General features: G+C 71.8%; 17 protein-coding genes. 8 read left to right on the forward strand and 9 right to left on the reverse strand.

The features are described from left to right. Positions 1–161: 161 nt before the first annotated feature. The 3 genes from sdhA to J5Y10_RS02225 are packed head-to-tail and all read left to right on the forward strand — an operon-like array spanning position 162 to position 3,956. Positions 162–1,988: a succinate dehydrogenase flavoprotein subunit gene (gene sdhA / locus J5Y10_RS02215; protein WP_209370154.1), complete on the forward strand. Its 1,827-nt coding sequence runs from the start codon at positions 162–164 to the stop codon at positions 1,986–1,988. 14 nt (positions 1,989–2,002) lie between these two features. Continuing rightward, on the forward strand, positions 2,003–2,785 hold the full coding sequence (locus J5Y10_RS02220) for a succinate dehydrogenase iron-sulfur subunit (protein WP_209370156.1): 783 nt from the start codon (positions 2,003–2,005) through the stop codon (positions 2,783–2,785). Beyond that, complete coding sequence (locus tag J5Y10_RS02225; protein WP_209370322.1) at positions 2,778–3,956, forward strand: TIGR03862 family flavoprotein; 1,179 nt, start codon at positions 2,778–2,780, stop codon at positions 3,954–3,956. The genes J5Y10_RS02220 and J5Y10_RS02225 overlap by 8 nt, the downstream gene beginning before the upstream one ends. On the opposite strand, the gene J5Y10_RS02230 is transcribed toward J5Y10_RS02225, so the two are convergent. Further along, positions 3,953–4,840, reverse strand: a complete 888-nt coding sequence (locus tag J5Y10_RS02230) for a dienelactone hydrolase family protein (RefSeq protein WP_209370158.1) — start codon at positions 4,838–4,840, stop codon at positions 3,953–3,955. The genes J5Y10_RS02225 and J5Y10_RS02230 overlap by 4 nt on opposite strands. Positions 4,841–5,023: 183 nt before the next feature. Here J5Y10_RS02230 and J5Y10_RS02235 point away from each other — a divergent pair, with 183 nt between their 5' ends. Together J5Y10_RS02235 and J5Y10_RS02240 are read left to right on the forward strand one after the other, a co-directional pair. Beyond that, the gene (locus J5Y10_RS02235; RefSeq protein ID WP_209370160.1) at positions 5,024–6,193 is read left to right on the forward strand and encodes an SMP-30/gluconolactonase/LRE family protein; all 1,170 of its coding nucleotides are present in this window, start codon (positions 5,024–5,026) and stop codon (positions 6,191–6,193) included. A 27-nt stretch (positions 6,194–6,220) separates the two neighbouring features. Further along, entirely contained in the window at positions 6,221–7,642 is a 1,422-nt protein-coding gene (locus J5Y10_RS02240; RefSeq protein ID WP_209370162.1) for an alpha/beta hydrolase fold domain-containing protein, read from the forward strand. Between the two features lies 1 nt (position 7,643). Here J5Y10_RS02240 and J5Y10_RS02245 read toward each other — a convergent pair whose 3' ends face one another. Together J5Y10_RS02245 and J5Y10_RS02250 are read right to left on the reverse strand one after the other, a co-directional pair. Next, positions 7,644–8,114, reverse strand: coding sequence for an RrF2 family transcriptional regulator (locus tag J5Y10_RS02245; protein ID WP_209370164.1), 471 nt, complete (start codon positions 8,112–8,114; stop codon positions 7,644–7,646). 9 nt (positions 8,115–8,123) lie between these two features. Further along, the gene (locus J5Y10_RS02250) at positions 8,124–9,017 is read right to left on the reverse strand and encodes a dihydrodipicolinate synthase family protein (protein ID WP_209370166.1); all 894 of its coding nucleotides are present in this window, start codon (positions 9,015–9,017) and stop codon (positions 8,124–8,126) included. A gap of 144 nt (positions 9,018–9,161) precedes the next feature. Here J5Y10_RS02250 and J5Y10_RS02255 point away from each other — a divergent pair, with 144 nt between their 5' ends. After that, positions 9,162–9,779 carry a pyridoxamine 5'-phosphate oxidase family protein gene (locus tag J5Y10_RS02255; protein WP_209370168.1) on the forward strand — a complete coding sequence of 206 codons (618 nt, stop codon included), beginning with the start codon at positions 9,162–9,164 and terminating at the stop codon, positions 9,777–9,779. A gap of 18 nt (positions 9,780–9,797) precedes the next feature. Here J5Y10_RS02255 and J5Y10_RS27680 read toward each other — a convergent pair whose 3' ends face one another. From J5Y10_RS27680 to J5Y10_RS02280, 5 genes are all read right to left on the reverse strand, one after another. Beyond that, positions 9,798–10,793: a CarD family transcriptional regulator gene (locus J5Y10_RS27680; protein ID WP_245214193.1), complete on the reverse strand. Its 996-nt coding sequence runs from the start codon at positions 10,791–10,793 to the stop codon at positions 9,798–9,800. A 294-nt stretch (positions 10,794–11,087) separates the two neighbouring features. After that, positions 11,088–11,420 carry a ferredoxin FdxA gene (gene fdxA / locus J5Y10_RS02265; RefSeq protein ID WP_209370331.1) on the reverse strand — a complete coding sequence of 111 codons (333 nt, stop codon included), beginning with the start codon at positions 11,418–11,420 and terminating at the stop codon, positions 11,088–11,090. A 116-nt stretch (positions 11,421–11,536) separates the two neighbouring features. After that, positions 11,537–13,483, reverse strand: coding sequence for a glycosyltransferase 87 family protein (locus J5Y10_RS02270; RefSeq protein ID WP_209370170.1), 1,947 nt, complete (start codon positions 13,481–13,483; stop codon positions 11,537–11,539). Next, on the reverse strand, positions 13,480–13,773 hold the full coding sequence (locus J5Y10_RS02275; RefSeq protein ID WP_209370178.1) for an RNA-binding S4 domain-containing protein: 294 nt from the start codon (positions 13,771–13,773) through the stop codon (positions 13,480–13,482). The genes J5Y10_RS02270 and J5Y10_RS02275 overlap by 4 nt, the downstream gene beginning before the upstream one ends. Before the next feature lie 9 nt (positions 13,774–13,782). Continuing rightward, complete coding sequence (locus J5Y10_RS02280; protein ID WP_245214194.1) at positions 13,783–16,749, reverse strand: helicase-related protein; 2,967 nt, start codon at positions 16,747–16,749, stop codon at positions 13,783–13,785. 132 nt (positions 16,750–16,881) lie between these two features. On the opposite strand from J5Y10_RS02280, the gene J5Y10_RS02285 reads away from it, so the two are divergent. Together J5Y10_RS02285 and J5Y10_RS02290 are read left to right on the forward strand one after the other, a co-directional pair. After that, the gene (locus J5Y10_RS02285; protein ID WP_209370180.1) at positions 16,882–18,072 is read left to right on the forward strand and encodes an MFS transporter; all 1,191 of its coding nucleotides are present in this window, start codon (positions 16,882–16,884) and stop codon (positions 18,070–18,072) included. Then, complete coding sequence (locus tag J5Y10_RS02290; RefSeq protein ID WP_209370182.1) at positions 18,069–18,977, forward strand: bestrophin family protein; 909 nt, start codon at positions 18,069–18,071, stop codon at positions 18,975–18,977. The genes J5Y10_RS02285 and J5Y10_RS02290 overlap by 4 nt, the downstream gene beginning before the upstream one ends. Before the next feature lie 7 nt (positions 18,978–18,984). On the opposite strand, the gene J5Y10_RS02295 is transcribed toward J5Y10_RS02290, so the two are convergent. After that, positions 18,985–19,746, reverse strand: a complete 762-nt coding sequence (locus J5Y10_RS02295) for a metallophosphoesterase family protein (RefSeq protein WP_209370184.1) — start codon at positions 19,744–19,746, stop codon at positions 18,985–18,987.

Here is a 19,746-nt window from a genome sequence, read left to right on the forward strand (position 1 = left end):
GTGGCGCGGCTCACCTTCCCAAGCCGCGCAGGGGCCCTCCCCATCTCTGCCCGGCGCCTCCGCGCCCGGTTGTCGCGCCTTTCCGGGCGCAAGAGCTTCAGCGCCCGAAGGGGCGACAGGACATGCGCCGGATCCGGCGCCAGGACGTACGAGAACCCGCAATGAACGCCATCAGCCAGCCTCCGCGCCCCGGCCTCAACGGCGGCGCCTACCGGATCGTGGACCACACATATGACGTTGTGGTGGTGGGGGCCGGCGGCGCCGGGCTTCGCGCCACCTTCGGCATGGGCGCGGCGGGGCTGAAGACCGCCTGCATCACGAAGGTCTTCCCCACCCGCTCCCACACGGTCGCCGCCCAGGGCGGCGTCGGCGCCTCCCTCGGCAACATGGGCGAGGATGACTGGCGCTGGCACATGTACGACACGGTGAAGGGCTCCGACTGGCTCGGGGATCAGGACGCCATCGAGTACATGTGCCGCGAGGCCGTGCCGGCGATCATCGAGCTGGAGCACTACGGCGTGCCCTTCTCCCGCACGGAGGACGGCAAGATCTATCAGCGCCCCTTCGGCGGCCACATGCAGAACTACGGCAAGACGCCGGCCATGCGCGCCTGCGCCGCGGCCGACCGCACGGGCCACGCGATCCTGCACACGCTCTACCAGCAGTCGCTGAAGCATAACTGCGAGTTCTTCGTCGAATACATCGCCCTCGACCTCATTATGGACGAGGACGGCGCCTGCCGCGGCGTGATGGCCTGGAACCTCGAGGACGGCTCCATCCACCGCTTCCGCGCCCAGACCACGGTCATGGCGACCGGCGGCTATGGCCGCGCCTACTTCTCCTGCACCTCCGCCCACACCTGCACGGGCGATGGAGGCGGCATGGTGCTGCGCGCCGGCCTGCCGCTGCAGGACAACGAGTTCGTGCAGTTCCACCCGACGGGCATCTACGGCTCGGGCTGCCTCGTGACCGAGGGTGCGCGCGGCGAGGGTGGCTACCTGACGAACTCCGAGGGCGAGCGCTTCATGGAGCGCTATGCCCCGACGGCGAAGGACCTCGCCTCCCGCGACGTGGTGTCCCGCGCCATGTCCATGGAGATCCGCGAGGGCCGCGGCGTGGGTGAGCACAAGGACCACATCCACCTGCACCTGGAGCACCTCGGCGCCGAGCTGCTGCATGAGCGCCTGCCCGGCATTTCCGAGACGGCAAAGATCTTCGCCGGCGTGGACGTGACGAAGGAGCCGATCCCGATGCTCCCGACCGTCCACTACAACATGGGCGGCATTCCCACGAACATCCACTGCGAGGTGCTGCGCCCGACCGCGACGGACCAGGATGCGACGGTGCCCGGCCTGATGGCGGTGGGTGAGGCGGCCTGCGTCTCCGTGCACGGCGCCAATCGCCTCGGCACCAATTCGCTGCTCGACCTCGTGGTGTTCGGCCGCGCCGCGGCGCACCGGGCGAAGGAGACGCTCCGCCCCGGCGCCTCCCAGGCGCCGCTGCCGGAAGGCGCGGGCGAGAACGCGATTGCCCGGCTGGACCGGGTGCGCTACGCGAAGGGCAGCACCTCCGTCGCCGAGCTGCGCGTGAACATGCAGCGCACGATGCAGAACCATGCCGCGGTGTTCCGCACCTCCGACCTCCTGAAGGAGGGCGTGGAGAAGATGGAGAAGGTCGCTGCCGGCTACAGCGACATCCACATCGCCGACCGCAGCCTGATCTGGAACAGCGACCTCGTCGAGGCGATGGAGCTGGACAACCTGATCGGCAACGCGCTGACCACCGTGGTCGGCGCCGAGGCCCGGCACGAGTCCCGCGGCGCCCATGCGCACGAGGACTACCCGGACCGCGATGACCAGAACTGGATGAAGCACACGCTGGCCTGGGTGAATGACCAGTACCGCGTGAAGCTCGATTATCGCGACGTGAAGATGCGGACCCTCACCAACGAGGTCCAGGTCTTCCCGCCCAAGGCACGCGTCTACTAGGAAGCCCCGGAACCATGGCGACCTTTACCCTCCCGAAGAACAGCACGGTCCAGCCCGGCCAGGTCTACAAGGCCGAGGCCGGGGCGAAGAACGTGCGCTCCTTCAAGATCTACCGCTGGGACCCGGATACCGGGGACAACCCGCGGATGGACACCTACGAGATCGATCTCGACAAGTGCGGCCCGATGGTCCTGGACGCGCTGATCAAGATCAAGAACGAGGTGGACACCACGCTCACCTTCCGGCGCTCCTGCCGCGAGGGCATCTGCGGCTCCTGCTCGATGAACATCGACGGGCTGAACACCCTCGCCTGCCTCAAGCCAATCGAGGACGTGCAGGGCGACGTGCGGATCAATCCGCTGCCGCACATGCCCGTGGTGAAGGACCTGGTGCCGGACCTGAGCCAGCTCTACGCGCAGCTCCGCTCCATCGAGCCCTGGCTGAAGGCCGACACGGCCGCCCCGCCGGACGAGGAGCGCCGCCAGTCCAAGGAGGAGCGCGCGAAGCTCGACGGGCTGTGGGAGTGCATCCTGTGCTTCTGCTGCTCCACGGCCTGCCCCTCCTACTGGTGGAACGGCGACCGCTATCTCGGCCCGGCCGTGCTGCTCCAGGCCTATCGCTGGATCGCTGACAGCCGCGACGAGTATCAGGGCGAGCGCCTGGACAACCTCCAGGATCCGTTCCGGCTCTATCGCTGCCACACCATCATGAACTGCGCCCGGACCTGCCCGAAGGGGCTGAACCCGGCCGCGGCGATCGGCGAGATCAAGACGCTGCTGGTCGAGCGCGATCGCTGATCTGAGCGCTGCCATCGTCGGCGCCGGCCCCGCGGGGCTGGCGGCGGCGGAACTCCTCTCGGAAGCGGGCATTGCGGTCACCGTCCTGGACCGCATGCCGAGCCCCGCGCGCAAGCTCCTCATGGCCGGGCGCGGCGGGCTGAACATCACCCATACTGAGCCTCTGGAAGCTTTTCTGGCCCGCTTCGGCGTGGCCCGGGGAAGGCTGGAACCCGCCATCCGCGACTTCCCGCCGGAGGCTCTCCGCGCATGGTGCGAGGCCTTGGGGCAGCCGACCTTCGCCGGCACCAGCGGCCGTGTCTTCCCGCAGGCCATGAAGGCGGCACCGCTGCTACGGGCCTGGCTCGCAAGGCTCGCCGCGCGGGGCGTCACGCTACTGTCCCGCCACGAATGGGCCGGCTGGGATGAATCGGGGGCCCTGCTCTTCCAGAGGCCGGATGGCCCGCCGCTCTGCCTCACCCCGGACGCCGCCTTGCTCGCCATGGGCGGCGCCTCCTGGCCGCGGCTGGGGTCGGACGGTGGCTGGGCGCCGATCCTGGAGGCACGCGGCGTCGCGCTATCCCCTTTCGCGCCGGCGAATTGCGGCATCCTGATCGGATGGTCTGACCACTTCAGGGATCGATTCGCCGGCACGCCGCTGAAGCGGATCGCCATCACCTTCGGTGGGCGCACGGTTCGGGGCGAGGCAATGATCACCGCGCATGGGCTGGAGGGTGGGGCGGTCTACGCCCTCTCCGCCGCCATCCGGGACGCCGTCGCGGCTCAGGGCGAGGCGCGGGTCACGCTGGACCTGCGCCCTGACCTGTCGCCGGCCGAGGTGACGCGGCGGCTGGATGCCCCGCGGCGGGCGCAGTCCCTCTCCAACCACCTGCGCCGCCAGCTCGCCCTGACGCCCGCAGCCATCGCGCTGCTGCGCGAAGGGGAGGGCGCCGTGAAGGCGCTGGAACTCCGGGTCGCCGGCGTGTCCGGGCTGGACCGCGCCATCTCTTCCGCCGGCGGCCTCCGATGGGAGGAGCTGGACGAGGATTACGCGGTCCGCCGCATCCCCGGGCTCTTCGCCGCCGGTGAGATGCTGGACTGGGAGGCTCCGACGGGCGGCTACCTTCTCACCGCCTGCCTTGCCACCGGGCGGGCCGCCGCCCGGGGCATGCTGCGGGCCATGGGGCGCTAGGCGACCCCGTTCCCCTTCAGAAAGTCGAGCATCAGCCGCCAGCCGGCCTTGGCCGGTTCCTCGCGATAGCTCGGGCGGTAATCCGCGTGGAAGCCGTGCGGCGCGCCGGGGTAGATCACGAGGGTGAACCGCTTCCCGGCCTCGCGCATCCGGGTCTCCATGGTCCGCAGGCCCTCCACGGGGATGCCGGTGTCCGCCTCGCCGTAGAGGCCGAGGATGGGGCACTTGATGTCCGCCGCCATGTCCAGCGGCACGCGCGGGGTGAGCGCGCTGGGCTGCCCGGCAATCGGCCCGTACCAGGCCACGCCCGCCTTGAGCTTCGGGTTCTGCGCCGCATAGGCCCACACGTTCCGCCCGCCGCGGCAGAAGCCGATGATCGCCAGCTTCTCGCCATTGCCTCCATCCGAGGCCGCCCAGGCGCAGGTCGCGTCCAGGTCGCGAAACAGCTCGTCATCCGGCTTGCGCATGGCGATGGCAGCGGCCGCCTGCTGGTTCTCGGCGTTCTTCGGGTCGCCCTGGCGCACGTAGTAGTCCGGGGCAACCGCGAGATAGCCCTCCTTGGCCAGGCGGCGGCAGACGTCCTTGATGTACTCGTGGAGCCCAAAGATCTCCTGGCACACGACCACGACGGGCCAGGCGCTGCCGCTGGCCGGGCGGGCGCGGTAGCCGGGAATGTCGCGGTCCCCCGCCGGGATCATGATGTCCCCGGCCACCAGGCCATCCGCCGGGGTGGTGACGATCGTCTGTGCCATCACCCGCCCGGCCGCGAGGGTATAGCCCGCGACACCGCCTGTGGTGCCGAGGAAGCCGCGCCGTCCCAGGCGCTCAAAGAGGGGCGGGGAGATCATTTCCCCAGCGGGCGGGGTCTCGGGCAGCCGGTCCATGGTCGAATCCTCGGTTGGGTGGACGTCAGCTTACACACCCTGCCGGCCACGGCACGCCGCCTTCAAGGAAGCTTCATCCGCCGGCCGAACGAACGGCGACGCTGCCCGGGCGTTATCGCGCCACCGTACCGCCTGGCCCGTCCTCCCGGGACGTCCATGCCCAGCACGCCCGAGGAGACGCGCATGTCCTTCACCGCCCCCCGCGCCGGCCGCAGGGCCGCCCTTCTCGGCGCGGTCGCCAGCCTCGCCGCCCTCGATGGTGCCCGGGCGCAGACGGCGGCTTCCCAGCCGCCCGGATCCACCCCCGGGCAGGCCCCCCCGCCCTCGAACGGGCTGGAGCGCGTGGCCGCCTTCGAGGGGCAGGTCACGGGCGTCGCCGTCTCGAAGGACGGGCGCATGTTCGTCTGCTTCCCGCGCTGGGAGAAGGACGTGGAGATCTCCGTCGCCGAGGTCGGACGCGATGGGTCGCTCAAGCCCTATCCGGATGCGGAGTGGAACGCCTACCGCAACGCCGCCCCGCGCGACCTGGCGAACCACCTGATCTGCGTGCAGAGCGTGACGGTGGACCCGCAGGGCTTCCTGTGGATCCTCGACCCCGCCGCGCCGGGCAACGAGTTCAACATGCCCGGCGGCGTGAAGATGCTGAAGGTGGATCTGGGCACCAACCAGGTCGTCCAGACCGTGGCCTTCGACAGCGCGACGGCCCCGCAGGGCGCGTATCTGAACGACGTGCGCGTGACACCGGATGGGAAGTGGGCCTTCATCACCGATAGCGGCCAGCGCGGCGCCATCGTCGTGGTGGACCTGTCCACCGGTCGCGCGCGCCGCGTGCTGGACGGCGCCGGCCCCACCCAGCCGGAGCCGGACGTGATCGTGAAGGCGGATGGGCGGGAACTGCGCCGCACGGATGGCCGCCCCACCCTCTTCGCCGCGGACGGCATCGCGCTGGATGCGGAAGGCAAGTACCTCTACTGGCAGGCGCTGACGGGCCGCACCCTCTACCGCCTCCCCGTCGCCTCCTTGATCGACGAGGGCATTCCGCCCACGCGCCTGGCCTCCGCGGTCGAGAAGATCGGCACCACCTGCGTGGCCGATGGCTACTGGATGGACAAGGCGGGCAACCTCTACGTCACCAGCCCCGAGGACGACTCGCTGAAGGTCCGCCGTCCCGATGGGCGGATGGACACGCTGGTGCAGGACAAGCGCCTGCGCTGGCCGGACAGCCTCGCGGAGGCCCCGGACGGGACCATCCTCGTCACCACCTCCCAGATCCAGGACATGGCCCGCTACCACGAGAAGGGGGCCACCCCGCAGCAGGCCTACGCGCTCTGGCGCGTGCAGCCCGCGCGCTGAAGCGGCCACGGACAGGATGAACCGGCCATGAAGCCCGTCGCGACCCTCGCCGCGCTGCTGCTTTCCTCCACGGCTCTGGCGCAGGGCACCAGCCCCGCGCCGGCGCCGGAGCCGCCGCCGCCCGTCGCCGCGCAGCAGCCCCCGAGCCTCGGCGAGCGGTTGGGCGACGCCACCCGCGCCATCGCGGGCAACCCCGCCGCCAATGCGACCCGGGACATGCTCCGCGTGCTTGCCGCCCTGAACGACCTGAAGCCGAAGCCGATCGCGGACCTCTCGCCGGAGGAGGCGCGGCGGCAGCCGGGCGCGGCGGACGCGGTGCAGGAGCTGCTGCGGCGGAATAACCAGCCGCCGGCCCCCAGCCTCGGCGTTGCCGCGCGCGATATCACCCTGCCCGGCCCGGGCGGGGCGGTGGCGGCGCGGGTCTATACGCCGGACGGGCCGGTTGCGGGCGGCGGGGGCGTGGCTCGGCCGGTGATCCTCTACCTCCACGGCGGCGGCTTCGTGATCGCCGACCTCAACACCTACGACGCGACGCCGCGCGCCCTCTCGCACCTCACCGGCGCCATCGCGGTGGCCGTGCATTATCGCCAGGCACCGGAGAACCGGTTCCCGGCGGCGCATGACGACGCCTTCGCCGCCTATCGCTGGGTGGTGGCGAATGCCGCGAGCTTCGGCGGTGATTCCCGCCGCGTGGCGGTTGTGGGGGAGAGCGCGGGCGGCAATCTGGCGGCCAATGTCGCCATCGCTGCGCGGGATGCCGGGGTGCAGCCTCCCGTGGCGCAGGTTCTCGTCTATCCCATGGCCGGGGTGGACATGAACACGGAGTCCTACCGCGAGAACGCCAACGCCCAGCCGCTGAACCGGGCGATGATGGCTTGGTTCATGGGACATTACCTCCGCAACGACTCGGACAAGGCGGACCCGCGCGTGGATCTGGTAGGCCGCGCCAACCTCGCGGGCCTTCCGCCCGCCACGGTCGTCACCGCTGGCATCGATCCGCTGCGGAGCGATGGGCAGGCCCTTGCCGAGAAGCTGCGGCAGGCCGGGGTGCCCGTCGCCTCCCGCAACTACCCGGGCGTGACGCACGAGTTCTTCGGCATGGGCACGGTGGTGCAGTCCGCGGCCAATGCGGAAGCCTATGTGGCCGCGCGGCTCGGCAGCGCCTTCGGCACCAGGCGCCCGGAGCTGCCTCCCTCAGGCCCGGCACGGCGGCTCGGCATCGCGGCGCGCATCGAGCTGGGGATGGAAGTGGCAGGCGCCGATGGCGGCGTGATCGGCACCATCGACTATCTCGATGGCACCCGTATGATCCTGGGGAAGGACGGTACCGCGCCGGACGCGAAGAACCACGCGCTCGAGCTGGATTCGGTGGCCGCGGTCGAGGGTGGGCGGGTGCAGCTCACCGTCCCCGCGGAACAGGCTCGGCGGAATTGGCGGGTGGTGGACTAGCTCAGATCGCGAAGTTCAGCGGTTCCGAGGCCGGCGGGTTCAGCCCGGCGGCCTGGGATCGGCGCAGAAGGTCCTCCAGCGTCAGGCCCTCCAGCCTCTCGCGCAGCGCCTCGTCCAGCTCCGCCCAGAGTGGGGCAGCCACCTTGGTGTGAAGCGGGCCGGAGAGGTCGCCGCTGGCCTCCGCCCCTTCCGCCACCGCCGCCACGGCCTCGGAGAGCCGGATGTCGCGCGGCCGTCGGGCCAGGCGGTAGCCGCCGCGCGGGCCGCGCACCCCTTCCAGCAGGCCGGCGCGGGACAGAGCCTGGAAGACCGGCTCGATCCCCCGCCGCGCCGCGCCCAGGCGCTTGGCCACCTCCGCGCCGCCGGCAACGGGGCCGTTCCCGCCGCGACCGGCATGGAAGGCCACGTCCAAGAGGACGGAAACGGCCGTCAGGGCACGGTCCTGGCGAAGAAGTCGGAGGCTCGGCTGCATCCGCCCTATCTACGTATCTCCCATGTGGATTTCCAGATCGGCAAGCGCCGCTTTCACCTCCTGCTGACCCTGTGGCGAAAGGGCGGCCTGCGGCGGGAGGGGGGTGCCGACGGGAAAGCCCTGGATATCCAGCGCGCCCTTGATGCAGGCGGCCAGGGCATGGCGGGCGAAAAGCTCGTTGATGCGCCAGAGGCGGCGCTGCAGGGCCATGGCGGCCGCCCAGTCGCCGGTGCGGCATAGCTCGTATAGGCGCACGCTCTGGCGGGGGATGGCGCAGGCGGGGCCGGCCATCCAGCCCACCCCGCCGATCAGCATCACGGCCGCCGGGATATGGGCCGAGGCAGCGAAGACCCGCATCCGCCCCTCCGTCCGGTCCATGATGGAGAGGAGGCGGCCGGTGTTGGTGGAGGCGTCCTTCACGTAGCCGATGCGCGGGTGCCGCGAGAGCGTCGCGAGGGCGGGGAGGGAGAGGTCGGAGCGCTGGAACTGCGGGTTGGTATAGAGCACCACCGGCCGGTCGGTCGCGTCCGCCACGGCGGTGAAGTAGTCCACCACCCCCGCCTCCGGCACGGGGAAGTAGGCTTCCAGGATCGCGAGGATGCCGTCCGCGCCCAGTGCGGACGCCTCCTTCGCCTGGCGCACCGCCTCGGCCGTCGTGTTCGCGGCGATCCCCGCCACAACGGGCACGCGCCCGGCGGCGGCCTCCACCACCACCTCGATGATGCGGCGGCGCTGGTCCGCGTTCAGGTAGGCAAATTCCCCCGTGCTGCCGAGCGGGGTGAGGCCGTGGACGCCGGCGGCGATCAGGTGCTCGCAGAGCCGCGCCAGAACCTCGTCCAGTACCCGCCCGTCCGGGCCGATCGGTGAGACGAGATAGGGGAAGACGCCGTGGAAGTCCTGCATGGGGCAAGCTTAGGGGAAGGCGACAGGTTCGCCACCTGTCCAGGCCCCCGCGCAACGGTGGCTCGGCGATTTGCGGTGCGCTTCACGGCGCGCTTGCGGAGCGGGAGCGGCCGGCGCAGCAGGAGGCGCCGAAAGGAACCCCCGATGACCCACCGCATCGATACCGTCGAGGCCCTGGAAACCCTCTACGGCGTGCCGAACGACGCCTCCACCGTGAAGGAGGTGCCGCGCATCACGCCGGAGTACCGGGCGATGATCGAGGCCTCGCCCTTCCTCGCCCTTGCCACGGTCGGGCCGGAGGGGCTGGACTGCTCGCCCCGCGGCGACCGGACGGGGGAGCTGGTGCGGATCGCTGACGCGCGGACGCTGTTGCTGCCCGATCGGCGCGGCAACAACCGGATCGACTCCCTCCGCAACATCGTGCGGGACCCGCGCGTGGCGCTGATGTTCCTCATCCCCGGCCACGGCAACGCGCTGCGGGTGAACGGGCGCGCCCATCTCTCCGCCGACCCGGCGCTGCTCGGGAGTTTTGCGGTGGACGGCAAGCTGCCGCGCAGCGTGACCGTGGTGGCGGTGGAAAGCGTTTACTTCCAGTGCGCCCGGGCGGTGATCCGCGCCGGGCTCTGGGACCCGGCCGCCCGGGTGGCGCCGGGAAGCCTGCCCACCCCGGGCCGGATCCTGGCATCCTTGAGCGAGGGCCAGGTCGGCGGCGAGCCCTATGACGCCAGCTGGGCGGCGCGGGCGAAGGAGACGATGTGGTAAGGGGGCCCTGAGGGCGCCCTACTTCTCCTTCTCGCCCTTCTCCGGCTTCTCGCCCTTCTCAGCGGTCTTGAGGTGGTCGAGCAGCTTCTGCGTCGCCACCACCTTGTCCGTGCGGTCCATGGCGGCGACCTCGGCCGCCAGCCGGTCCAGCGCCAACTCATAGATCTGGCGCTCGGAGAAGGACTGGTCGGGCTGGCCGGCGTTGCGGTGCAGGTCGCGCACCACCTCGGCGATGGCGATCGGGTCGCCGGAGTTGATTTTCTGCTCGTACTCCTGGGCGCGGCGGGACCACATCGTGCGCTTGATGCGCGCGCGGCCCTTCAGCGTGTCCATCGCCTCGCCCATCACCTTCTCGGAGGCGAGTTTGCGGAGGCCCGAGGAGGCCGCCTTGGCCATTGGCACCTTCAGGGTCATGCGGTTCTCCTCGAAGGTGACGACGATCACCTTGAGGGTATGACCGGCGACGGGAACCTCCTCGATCCCTTGCACCTGGCCGACGCCATGGGTGGGGTAGACGACGTGGTCGCCGGCCTTGAAGTCCTTCCCGGCATTGCCGAGGGGCTTGGGCGGCGGGGCGGGACGGATGGGGGCCTGGATGACAGGCTCGGGTGCTGTGCTGCTGGTCATGCTCGGTGCGGGCGCCTGGGCCTCCGCCATGCCCTGGGTGGGCGCGGGGCGCGCGGGGGCGCGGGAAGGAGAGGTTGCGGGTTCGGCCGATTCCACAGGGGCGGCGGGCTCGGCCCGCGGCGCCGCCTCAACCTTGGCGGGATTGCTGGTGCGGGCGGCGGCGGCCTTCGGCGCTGGCGCCTTGGCGACAGGCTTGGCCTGGGTTGCCGGTGCGACCGGACCCGCTGTCGCGGCAGTCTCCGTGCGGGCGGGGCCGACGTCGGCCTGCTTCGGCTCGGCCCTGGGGGCCTCGCTCTTGCGAGCGGTGGCCATGGGCTTCGCTTTCGCGACAGGCTTCGGCACCGTGGTCTTCGATGCGGTGGAGGTTTCGGGAGCGCTCTCGGGCATGCTCTCGGGAGCCTTGCCCGGCGCCTTGCTTCCGGCGGGTGCCTTCATCATGCTCTCCGCGATCTCTGTGACGCCGCAGGTTCCGGCCAGGAGGTCGGGCAGACGGGGCGGTCCCGACCCCGCAGGGGCCGTTCCTGCCCTGCGGCACGACAAGTCCCGGCCGGGCCTCTACGGGCCGGTAAGGGGCACTCGCGTTCCGGGCGGTATATTATCACAGGATGTCGATTCCGTCACGCCGCCGTGTCCGATGGGGCAACGCGGCGCGCGGCCCGCGGTTGAGGCGCGACGGGTCGTTCAGGCCTCGCCGGGGGCGGCGTCGAAGAGCGCCTTCTTGTCCGGCTTGCCATCCCACTCCTTCGCATCGGCCGGGGGCTCGCCCTTGCGGGACATGTTCGGCCACTGGGCGGCGTAGGTGCGGTTCAGCTCGGCCCAGTCCGTCGCGCGCTCGTCGCTGTCGGGGAAGATCGCCTCGGCCGGGCACTCGGGCTCGCAGACGCCGCAGTCGATGCACTCGTCGGGGTGGATCACCAGCATGTTGGCGCCGACGTAGAAGCAGTCCACCGGACAGACCTCGACGCAGTCCATGTACTTGCAGCGAATGCAGTTCTCGGTGACGACGTAGGTCACAAGCACGTCCCTTCACGGCCCACGGGGCGGAGAAATTGCCCCGTGCCCGGCAGATGGACTGTTGCGGCGCGGCATGCAAGCCGGGGTTTGGCCGGCTGGCGATACGGGCCGCGGGATCAGGGCGGACATTCCTCGGGCCCGGCCCGGCGCAGGGCCATGCGGCGGAGGATGAAGGCGCCGCCCGTGAAGGCGAGGCCGGTCACCTCGGCCGCCGCGGGCAGGCAGAGATGGGCCTCGGCGTCGCCGGCGGCCGGCAGCGCCCACTCCACCGCAGGACGACCGTCGAGGAGGACGGCGATGCGCGCGGGGCCGTTCCCCGCTGCGCGGAGGTCAAAGGCAAGCTGCCGCCGCGCGGTGCCGGGAACGGGCCGCAGCACCAGCTGGGCGCCGTCCTCCGCGCGGGTTCCTTCGGGACCCGCCGAGGCCCATCCCGGGCTGGCTGGAGGCGGGCGGGCGACCAGATAAGTCCAGCCCGCGCCCGAGGCGCTGAAATCCACCACCTTGCCCTCCGTCAGATCGGGCGCGGCGAGGGGGCGGGACGGTGCCGGGGTGGCGATGCAGGCGATGGCGGGGGTACCGGCGGCACCTGGCGCGCGCTCGCAGGGGCCGGTGGGCACCACGCCGTAGCCGGCCATGACGGCGCGGGTTGATTCCTCCATCGGCAGGTCGGGGCCGAGGGTGACAATCCGGCCGCCGGGCGGGGCGCGCAGCCCGGCCTCGATCCGGGCCCGCAGCGGCCCGCCGGTGGCGAGGCCTGTATCCGTTACGGCGAAGAGGCGGGACTCCACCGGCAGCACGGGGCCCCAGATCCCCATGGGATGCGCGGTGATGAGAACCGCAGCGGGTGCGCGGAGGCACGGGGGCGGAACCAGGGTGTGCGCCTCCGCCCAGGGCCGGTGCCCCCAGTCCGGCACGCGGGTCGCGGCAAGGAGGAGGGTGGTCACCACCAGCGCCGCCGGCCTTGCCAGCCGCGCAGGGGTCTGGGCGGCCAGGATCACCAGCAGCATCCCCGCCAGCAGATCCGGCACGATGGCATATCGATGGATGGCGAAGCCGAGCAACCAGACGGCCGTGCTGACCACCAGGAACAGCATCGCCCGTTGCCGCGCCTCCTCCTCCGCCGTCGGGCGGGGGCGGAAGAAGGCGGCGGCGAGCAGCAGCAGCGAGACCGGCAGGGCGAGGAGCAGGCGCGGGTCGGCGGAGGGGAACTCGGCCGTGGGATGGGCGCCGGTCGCGATCCACCAGGGATATAGAAGGGCCTGCCCCAGCCCTTGCGGCACGAAGCGCAGGTCGGCGAAGGAGTCCGGGTTGGCAGAAAGCGAGCGGAAAATTCCGTTCATGGCGGGAAAAACGGGGTTGCCCAGCGTCGCCAGGAGATAGGCCGCCCAGACACCACCCGTGAGGAGAAGGCCGGCGATACCCCCGGCCGCGACGCGCCAGGCCGCGGCGAAGCCGGCCGGAAACCCGCGCCAGGGCAGCAGGGCGGCGGTGGCCAGGGCCGGGATGAAGATGGCGTTCGTCAGCTTCAGCCCCACCGCCCCTCCGACCAGCAGCCCGGCCGCGACGAACAGCCGGCGGTCTCCTTCCCAGGCCCGGATGACGGCGACGAGGCCGAGCAGCACGGGCGCTGCCAGGGCAAGGTCGGCGAAGCTCGTGCCGATCTCGGAGAGGGCCATTGCGCCCGCCGCGCCCGCCAGCACCGCCAAGGCCCGCACGGCGCCATCCCGCGCGCCCAGTGCCCCGGCCAGCACCCAGGCGGTGCCGACCGTCAGCGCCTGGAGCGCCGCGACCGCCACGGCGACGGCCGGCGGCGGCAGGAGTTGCCGGAGCAGGTAGAGGGAAAGGTAGGGCAGGGGATTGAAGTAGCCCTGGATGCCAGCCGGGCCGACATCAAGCCCCATCCGCCCGTGCAGCAGGGCATAGGGACCGTAGTCGTGGTAGTTCTGCAGGTCCCAGTTCGTGTCATCGCCGGACCAGAGTGCCCAGGCGGCGAAGAGGACGAAGCCGACGGCCCAGGCGCGAAAGGCGCCGCGCCAGGGCCGGCCGGCAGGGGGCGGGCTCAACCCGGGGCGATCTCTTCGTAGAGGGTGCGGGCCTCGGCCGGTGGGCCGCGCCGCAGGGCCAGGGCCTGCACGCGCCAGACCTTCACCACGCCGCGCTCCGGCCCGCCCAGGGCGAGGGTCAGCACGTCACCCGGCCGCAGCCGGGCATGGGCTTTGTCCACGGGCTGACGATTCAGCCGGATGGAGCCGGCCTCGACCAGCGCGGCGCAGGCGGAGCGGGATTTCAACAGGCGGGCGCACCAGAGCCACTTGTCCAGGCGCTGCCAGTCCCGGTCCTCCGCCTCCGCCATGCGCGCGCTTCAGCTCTTCCCGAGCTTCAGCTTCGCCAGCACGGCGAAGGGGCTGTCGGGGTCCGGGCCCTTGCCGCGCGCCGGCTCGAAAACCGGGCGGGGGGTGACGGGGCCGTCGTCCCGCCGGTCGCGTCGCGGCCCGTTGCCGTAGCCGCCGGAACGACCGTCCGGGCGACCCTCAGGGCGGCCGCTGCGGGGCGGGCCACGATCCTCGCCGGGGGCGCGGCTGCCGCGATCTCCGCGGTGGTCAGGACGATTCTGGCCGCCGCGGTCCCCCTGGCGTCCGCCGTCACGCTGGCCACCCCGCTCGTCGCGGCGCGGGCCGCGCGGCTGGCGGGCCTCGCGCGCCTCGGTGGCGGCGCCGGTCTCGACGACGGCGCCATCGGTGGCGGCACCCTCGGTCGGCGCCGTCCCGGCACCCTCGGGGCTGGCCTCGACGGGCTTCGCCTCGGCCGGCGCGCCCTGGCCGCCGCGCTGGCCCTGGCCGCCGCGGTTGCGGCCATCCCGGCGGGCTTCGCCGCCGCGTCCGCCACGGTGCTGGTGCTCCTCACGCCTTGCGGCGACCAGCTGGGGCGCGGGCGGGCCGAAGGCGTCCTCGGGCAGGGGCTCGGGCGTCACCAGCCGGAAGCCCAGCGCGGTGAGCACCGCCGGCAGCGTGTCGGCCTTAGCGCCCAGGCGGCTGGCCACGTCCACGGGCAGCGCGGCGGCGGCGCGGCGGGTCAGGTGGCCCAGCTCGCCGGCGATGCGCTCCGCCACGTCCAGGCGGACGAGCATCGGCCCGGCCTGCACCCAGCCCATGGTGGCGCCGAAGCCGCGCGGCCAGTCGCGGGGCGGGGTGATGGAGACGAGGCCGCCGCCCGGCACCTCCGGCACGGCCTGGTTCGCCTTCAGCGCCCAGAGCTGCGCGCGCAGCGCCATGGGCCGGGGCTTCAGCATCTCCGGGATATAGAGGGCGAAGCGGCCGGCGCGCACGCCGATGGCCTTCAGCTTCGCGCGGATCTCCGGGGTGATCTCGCGCTCCGTGCCGCCGGGCAGCAGGCCCAGGAACTCGCGCAGGCGGAAGAGGTGGCCGCGAAGCTCCGCGTCGTCCTCAGCCTTCTTCTCGGCCTCGATCAGGGGAGAGAAGTCGCGGGCGACCAGGGCCTCGAACCAGGCGGCGAGCTTGGCGCGGATGCGCTCGCGCTCGGCGCCGTCCACGAACTCGGAATCGATGGGCTCGATCACCGGCTTCTCGGGGGTGGTGCCGGGCTTCAGCTTCGCGACCTCGGCGGCCTCGTCGGCCCCCTCCGGCTTCCAGGCGATGCGCTGGAACTTCGTCAGGCTGAGCGCATCGTCCGGCGCGGTCTCCAGCGCGGCGACGCGGCGGGGCATCTCCTCGCGCAGCGCCCGGCGGGCGGCCCGGAGCATGACCTTGCGCTCCTCCTCGTCCTCCGCATCGGCGGCGGTCTCGAAGAGGAACCCCTTCACGGCACCAACGACGTGTCCCTCGACTGTGACCTCACCGTTCCGCGCGACCGCCGAGAGGAGATTCTCCTCGCCCTCGTCGAGCTTGCGGATCAGATGGGCCGCGCGGCGGTCCACGAAGCGGGCGGTGAGGCGTTCGTGCAGCGCATCGGAGACATGGTCTTCGGCAGCGCGGGCGGCCTCCTGCATGGCGGTGGCATCCTTCAGCCAATCGGAGCGGGCGGCGACATACGTCCAGGTGCGGATCCCCGCAAGCCGCGCCATCAGTGTATCGAGGTCGCCCTCGGTGTTGTCGAGATACCGGATCTGGGAGGCGACCCAGTCCACCGGCAGATTGCCATCCTCCACGAGATGCCGAAAGACACGTGCGCAGAAACGTGTGTGGGACTCATCCGAGAGCTTGCGGAAGTCCGGGATCTGGCAGGCCTCCCACAGCAGCCGCACCCGCGCCCGGCCCCCGGCGAGCCTGCGGATGTCCGCATCGCGGGAGAGGTGCTCCAGGGTGATGTGGTCCGTGGCGTCGTTCCCGCGCGCCAGGCCAGGGCGGGGCGGGGGGAGGGAGAGGCCCGTCAGCAGCGCGTCCAGGCTGGAGAGGTCGAGGTCGCTGTTGCGCCAGGCCAATTGCGTCAGCGGCTCGAAGTGGTGGTTCTCGATCTTGTGGACCATGTCCTCCGGCAGGGGCGGGCAGTCCGCGGTCACGCCGAAGGTGCCGTCCCGCATGCCGCGCCCGGCGCGGCCGCCGATCTGCGCCGCCTCCTGCGCCGTCAGCTGGCGGGGGCGGTGGCCGTCGAACTTCTGGATGGAGGCGAAGGCGACATGATCGACGTTCATGTTCAGCCCCATCCCGATCGCGTCGGTTGCGACCAGGAAGTCCACCTCGCGGTTCTGGTACATCTCCACCTGCGCGTTGCGCGTGCGGGGGGAGAGGCGGCCCATCACCACCGCGCAGCCGCCGCGCCGGCGCCGGATCGCCTCCGCGATCGCGTAGACCTCGCCGGCTGAGAAGGCGACGACGGCGGAGCGGGAGGGCAGGCGCGTCAGCTTCGCCGGGCCGGCATAGGTGAGCTGCGAGAGCCGGGGCCGGCTCTCCACCTCCGCCTGTGGAACCAAGCGCTGGAGGAGGGGGCGGATGGTCTCCGCGCCCAGGAACATGGTTTCCACCATGCCGCGGGCGTGCAGCAGGCGGTCGGTGAAGACATGGCCGCGATCGGCATCGGCGCAGAGCTGGATCTCATCCACCGCCACGAATTCCACCCGGCGGTCCAGCGGCATGGCCTCCACCGTGCAGGCAAACCACTTGGCATCGGGAGGCAGGATCTTCTCCTCCCCGGTGATGAGGGCGACGTGCTTCGCGCCCTTCACCGCCACCATCCGGTCGTAGTTCTCCCGGGCCAGCAGGCGCAGTGGGAAGCCGATGATGCCGCTGGAATGGGCCAGCATGCGGGTGATGGCCAGGTGGGTCTTGCCCGTGTTGGTGGGGCCAAGCACGGCCTTCACCCGGGATGCGAACATCTGGCGGTCTGAGAAGGAGCTCATCTGGGGGGAGGTGTGGGGGGCCGAACCCCGAATGGCAAGCACATAGGCTGAACATTGAGGGCTTGCGCCCTTGGCAATCGCAAGCCTGTCCGGGATTTTGACCGGCTCATGCCCCCCGCCCCGAACCCGGCGCGGCCTCCTCTGGGCCGCTTCGCCTTCCTGCTCGCCGCCAGCTTCCTCGGCGTAGGCGTGACCATGCCCTTCCTGCCGCCTTTCCTGTCCGGGAAGGGGCTGGGGCCGGAGGCGGTGGCGCAGGTTCTCTTCGCCGGGTCGCTGATCCGCTTCCTCGTCAGCCCGGCGCTCGGGCGGCTGGCGGACCGACTGGGCGACGGGCGGCGGGTGATGCTGCCCTGCGCCCTCCTCGCCGTGCTGGCGGTGCCCCTCTTCCTGTGGGCCGAGGGCTTTCTGGCGGTGCTGGCCGTGCAGCTCCTCTTCGCCGCCGCCATCTCGCCCCTGGGCCCGATCGGAGAGGCGATGACCCTGGCCGCCACGCGGCGGGCCGGGGCGGATTACGGGCCGGTGCGGGCGGCGGGATCGGTCGCCTTCATCCTCGGCGCCCTGGGGGCGGGGGTGCTGGCGGCCCGGGCGGGCTACGCGGCCGTGCCCTGGCTTCTGGCGGGGTGCTACGCCATCGCCGTTCTCGCCGCCTGGATGCTGCCGCGGCCGGAGAGGGGGGGCCGCCAGCCCGTTCCGGTCGGGCGAGGCGGGCTGCGCGGCGTCTTCGCCCTTCACCTGCTGCGTCGGCCCGGCTTCGGGCGGCTGGTCCTCCTCTCCGCGCTCATCCAGGGCAGCCACGCGGCCTATTACGGCTTCTCCTCCATCCATTGGGCCCGGGCCGGGCATTCGGCGGAGACGATCGGCCTGCTCTGGGGCATCGGCGTGGCGGCGGAGGTGCTGCTCTTCGTCCTCGCCCGGCCGCTGCTCGGGCGGTTCTCCCCGTGCGGGCTGATGGTGCTGGCGGCCGGGGCGGGGGTGGTGCGCTGGACGGCGCTGGCGACCACCACGGCGGTGCCCGTGCTGGTGCCGCTCCAGCTCCTGCATGCGCTCACCTTCGGGGTGCAGTACATGGGGGCCATGCAATGGCTCTCTGCTAATCCGCCGCCAGGGGAAGCCATGGCGGCGCAGGCCCTTCATGCGGCGATCGGCACGACCGGGGCGCAGGCCCTGTGCCTGCTGACGGCGGGGTGGCTCTACGCCCATGCGGGCGCGGGTGCCTTCCTCGCCATGGCCGTTCTCTGCGCCCTGGCGCTGCCCGCGGCGCTGTCGTGGAAGGCCGGGGCGCGGGACGCCGGCCGGTGATTGTCCGCTCCCGCCCCGGTCCGCTGGACCTGCTGGTTGCCATGCGCGGCTCCATCGTGCCGCTGGTGGCGCCGCGGGTGCTGGTCGTGGCCGTCCTGGCCCTTGTGCTGGCGGTGATCGAGCGGCTGGCGCCCGGTCGCTTCCCGGAGATGACGGCCGCGCCTTTCACCGTTTTGGGGCTCGCCCTCTCCATCTTCCTGGGCTTTCGCAACAGCGCCTGCCACGCCCGCTGGTGGGAGGGACGGCAGCTCTGGGGGCAGTTGATCACGGAGAACCGGCATTTCGCGCGGGAGGTGTCGGCGCTGGTGGCCGATCCGCTGATACGCGCCCGCCTGGCCCGGCGCAGCGCCGCCTTCGCCCACCTCCTCGCCGCCGCGCTGCGCGACAGGGATGGTCTGGAGAGCGCCCGGCCCTGGCTGCCGCCGGAGGAAGCGCGGGCGCTGGCCGGCCTGCGGAACCCCGGCTCGGCCGTGCTGCGCGCGCAATCCGCGGAACTGGCAGCGCTGCTGCGGGAGGGCGGAATCACCGACATCCTGTATCAGACCCTCGCCGAGCCCCTGGCACGGATGACCTCCGTGCAGGCGGCGTGCGAGCGCATCCACAACACGCCGCTGCCCTACGCCTATTCCCTACTGCTGCACCGCACGGCCTGGATCTTCTGCCTGCTGATGCCCTTCGGCTTCGTCGGCACGCTCGGCGTCGGCACGCCGGTCGTGGCGGCGATCTTCGCCTACACGCTCTTCGGCCTGGATGCGCTGGGTGACGAGTTGGAGGACCCATTCGGGCTTGAGGTCAACGACCTGCCGGTGGACGCCATGGTGCGGATAATCGAGATCGACCTGCTGGAAGCCCTGGGGGAGCCGGCGCCGGAGCCGTTGCGGCCGGTGAACTACGTTCTGCGGTAAGGGGCTCTCACGTCCAGGTCTCGCCATTCCAGTGATGCGCCGTCCAGGTCGCCCGGCCGTTCTCCACCACCACACGGTTGTAGGCGTTTGCCTCGCCCCGCAGCCGGGTGGAGGTGGCGGAGCCGGCCTGAAGGACGGTCAGCCGGTCGCCCTCCTCGGCCGTGATCCTGTGGATGTTGTGGAAGCCGACATGAAGATGGCCGGACAGGACGAGGCGCACGCCGCCCTGCGCCAGGTCGCGCAGCGCGCGCTCCCCCCGCCCTACCACCGGTGTGCCCGGCTGGTCCGGCGGGGCGAGGAAAGGGTGGTGGGCGATGACGATGCGGAAGGGGCCCTCCGGCAGGCGGCGCAGGCGGCGCAGCAGGCGCAGCAGCCCGGCGCGGGGCACCTTCCCGTTCTCCCATTGCAGGTGCAGGCCCCCGCGGGAGACGGTGTTGAGGCCGATCACCTGGATCTCATCGTCCTCGAACATCGGTTCCGTGTCGGGGCCGATGAAATGCTCCCAGCGGCCGAACGGGTCGAAAAACCGCTCCCACGGATAGTAGGCGGTGATGTCGTGATTTCCCGGCACGGCCATCCAGGGCACCTGCAGGCCATCCAGGAAGGCGCGAGCGGCGCGGAACTCCTTCCGCCGGGCCCGCATGGTGAGGTCGCCGGAGACGGCGACGAGATGGGCGGGATCGGCGTTGAGGCGGGCGAGAAGCGCCCCCGCAGCGCGCGTATCCACCCGGTTGAAGTGCAGGTCGGAAATGTGGTCGATGATCCTCAC

This window comes from Roseomonas indoligenes, from assembly GCF_017813365.1.
Lineage (GTDB): Bacteria > Pseudomonadota > Alphaproteobacteria > Acetobacterales > Acetobacteraceae > Roseomonas > Roseomonas indoligenes.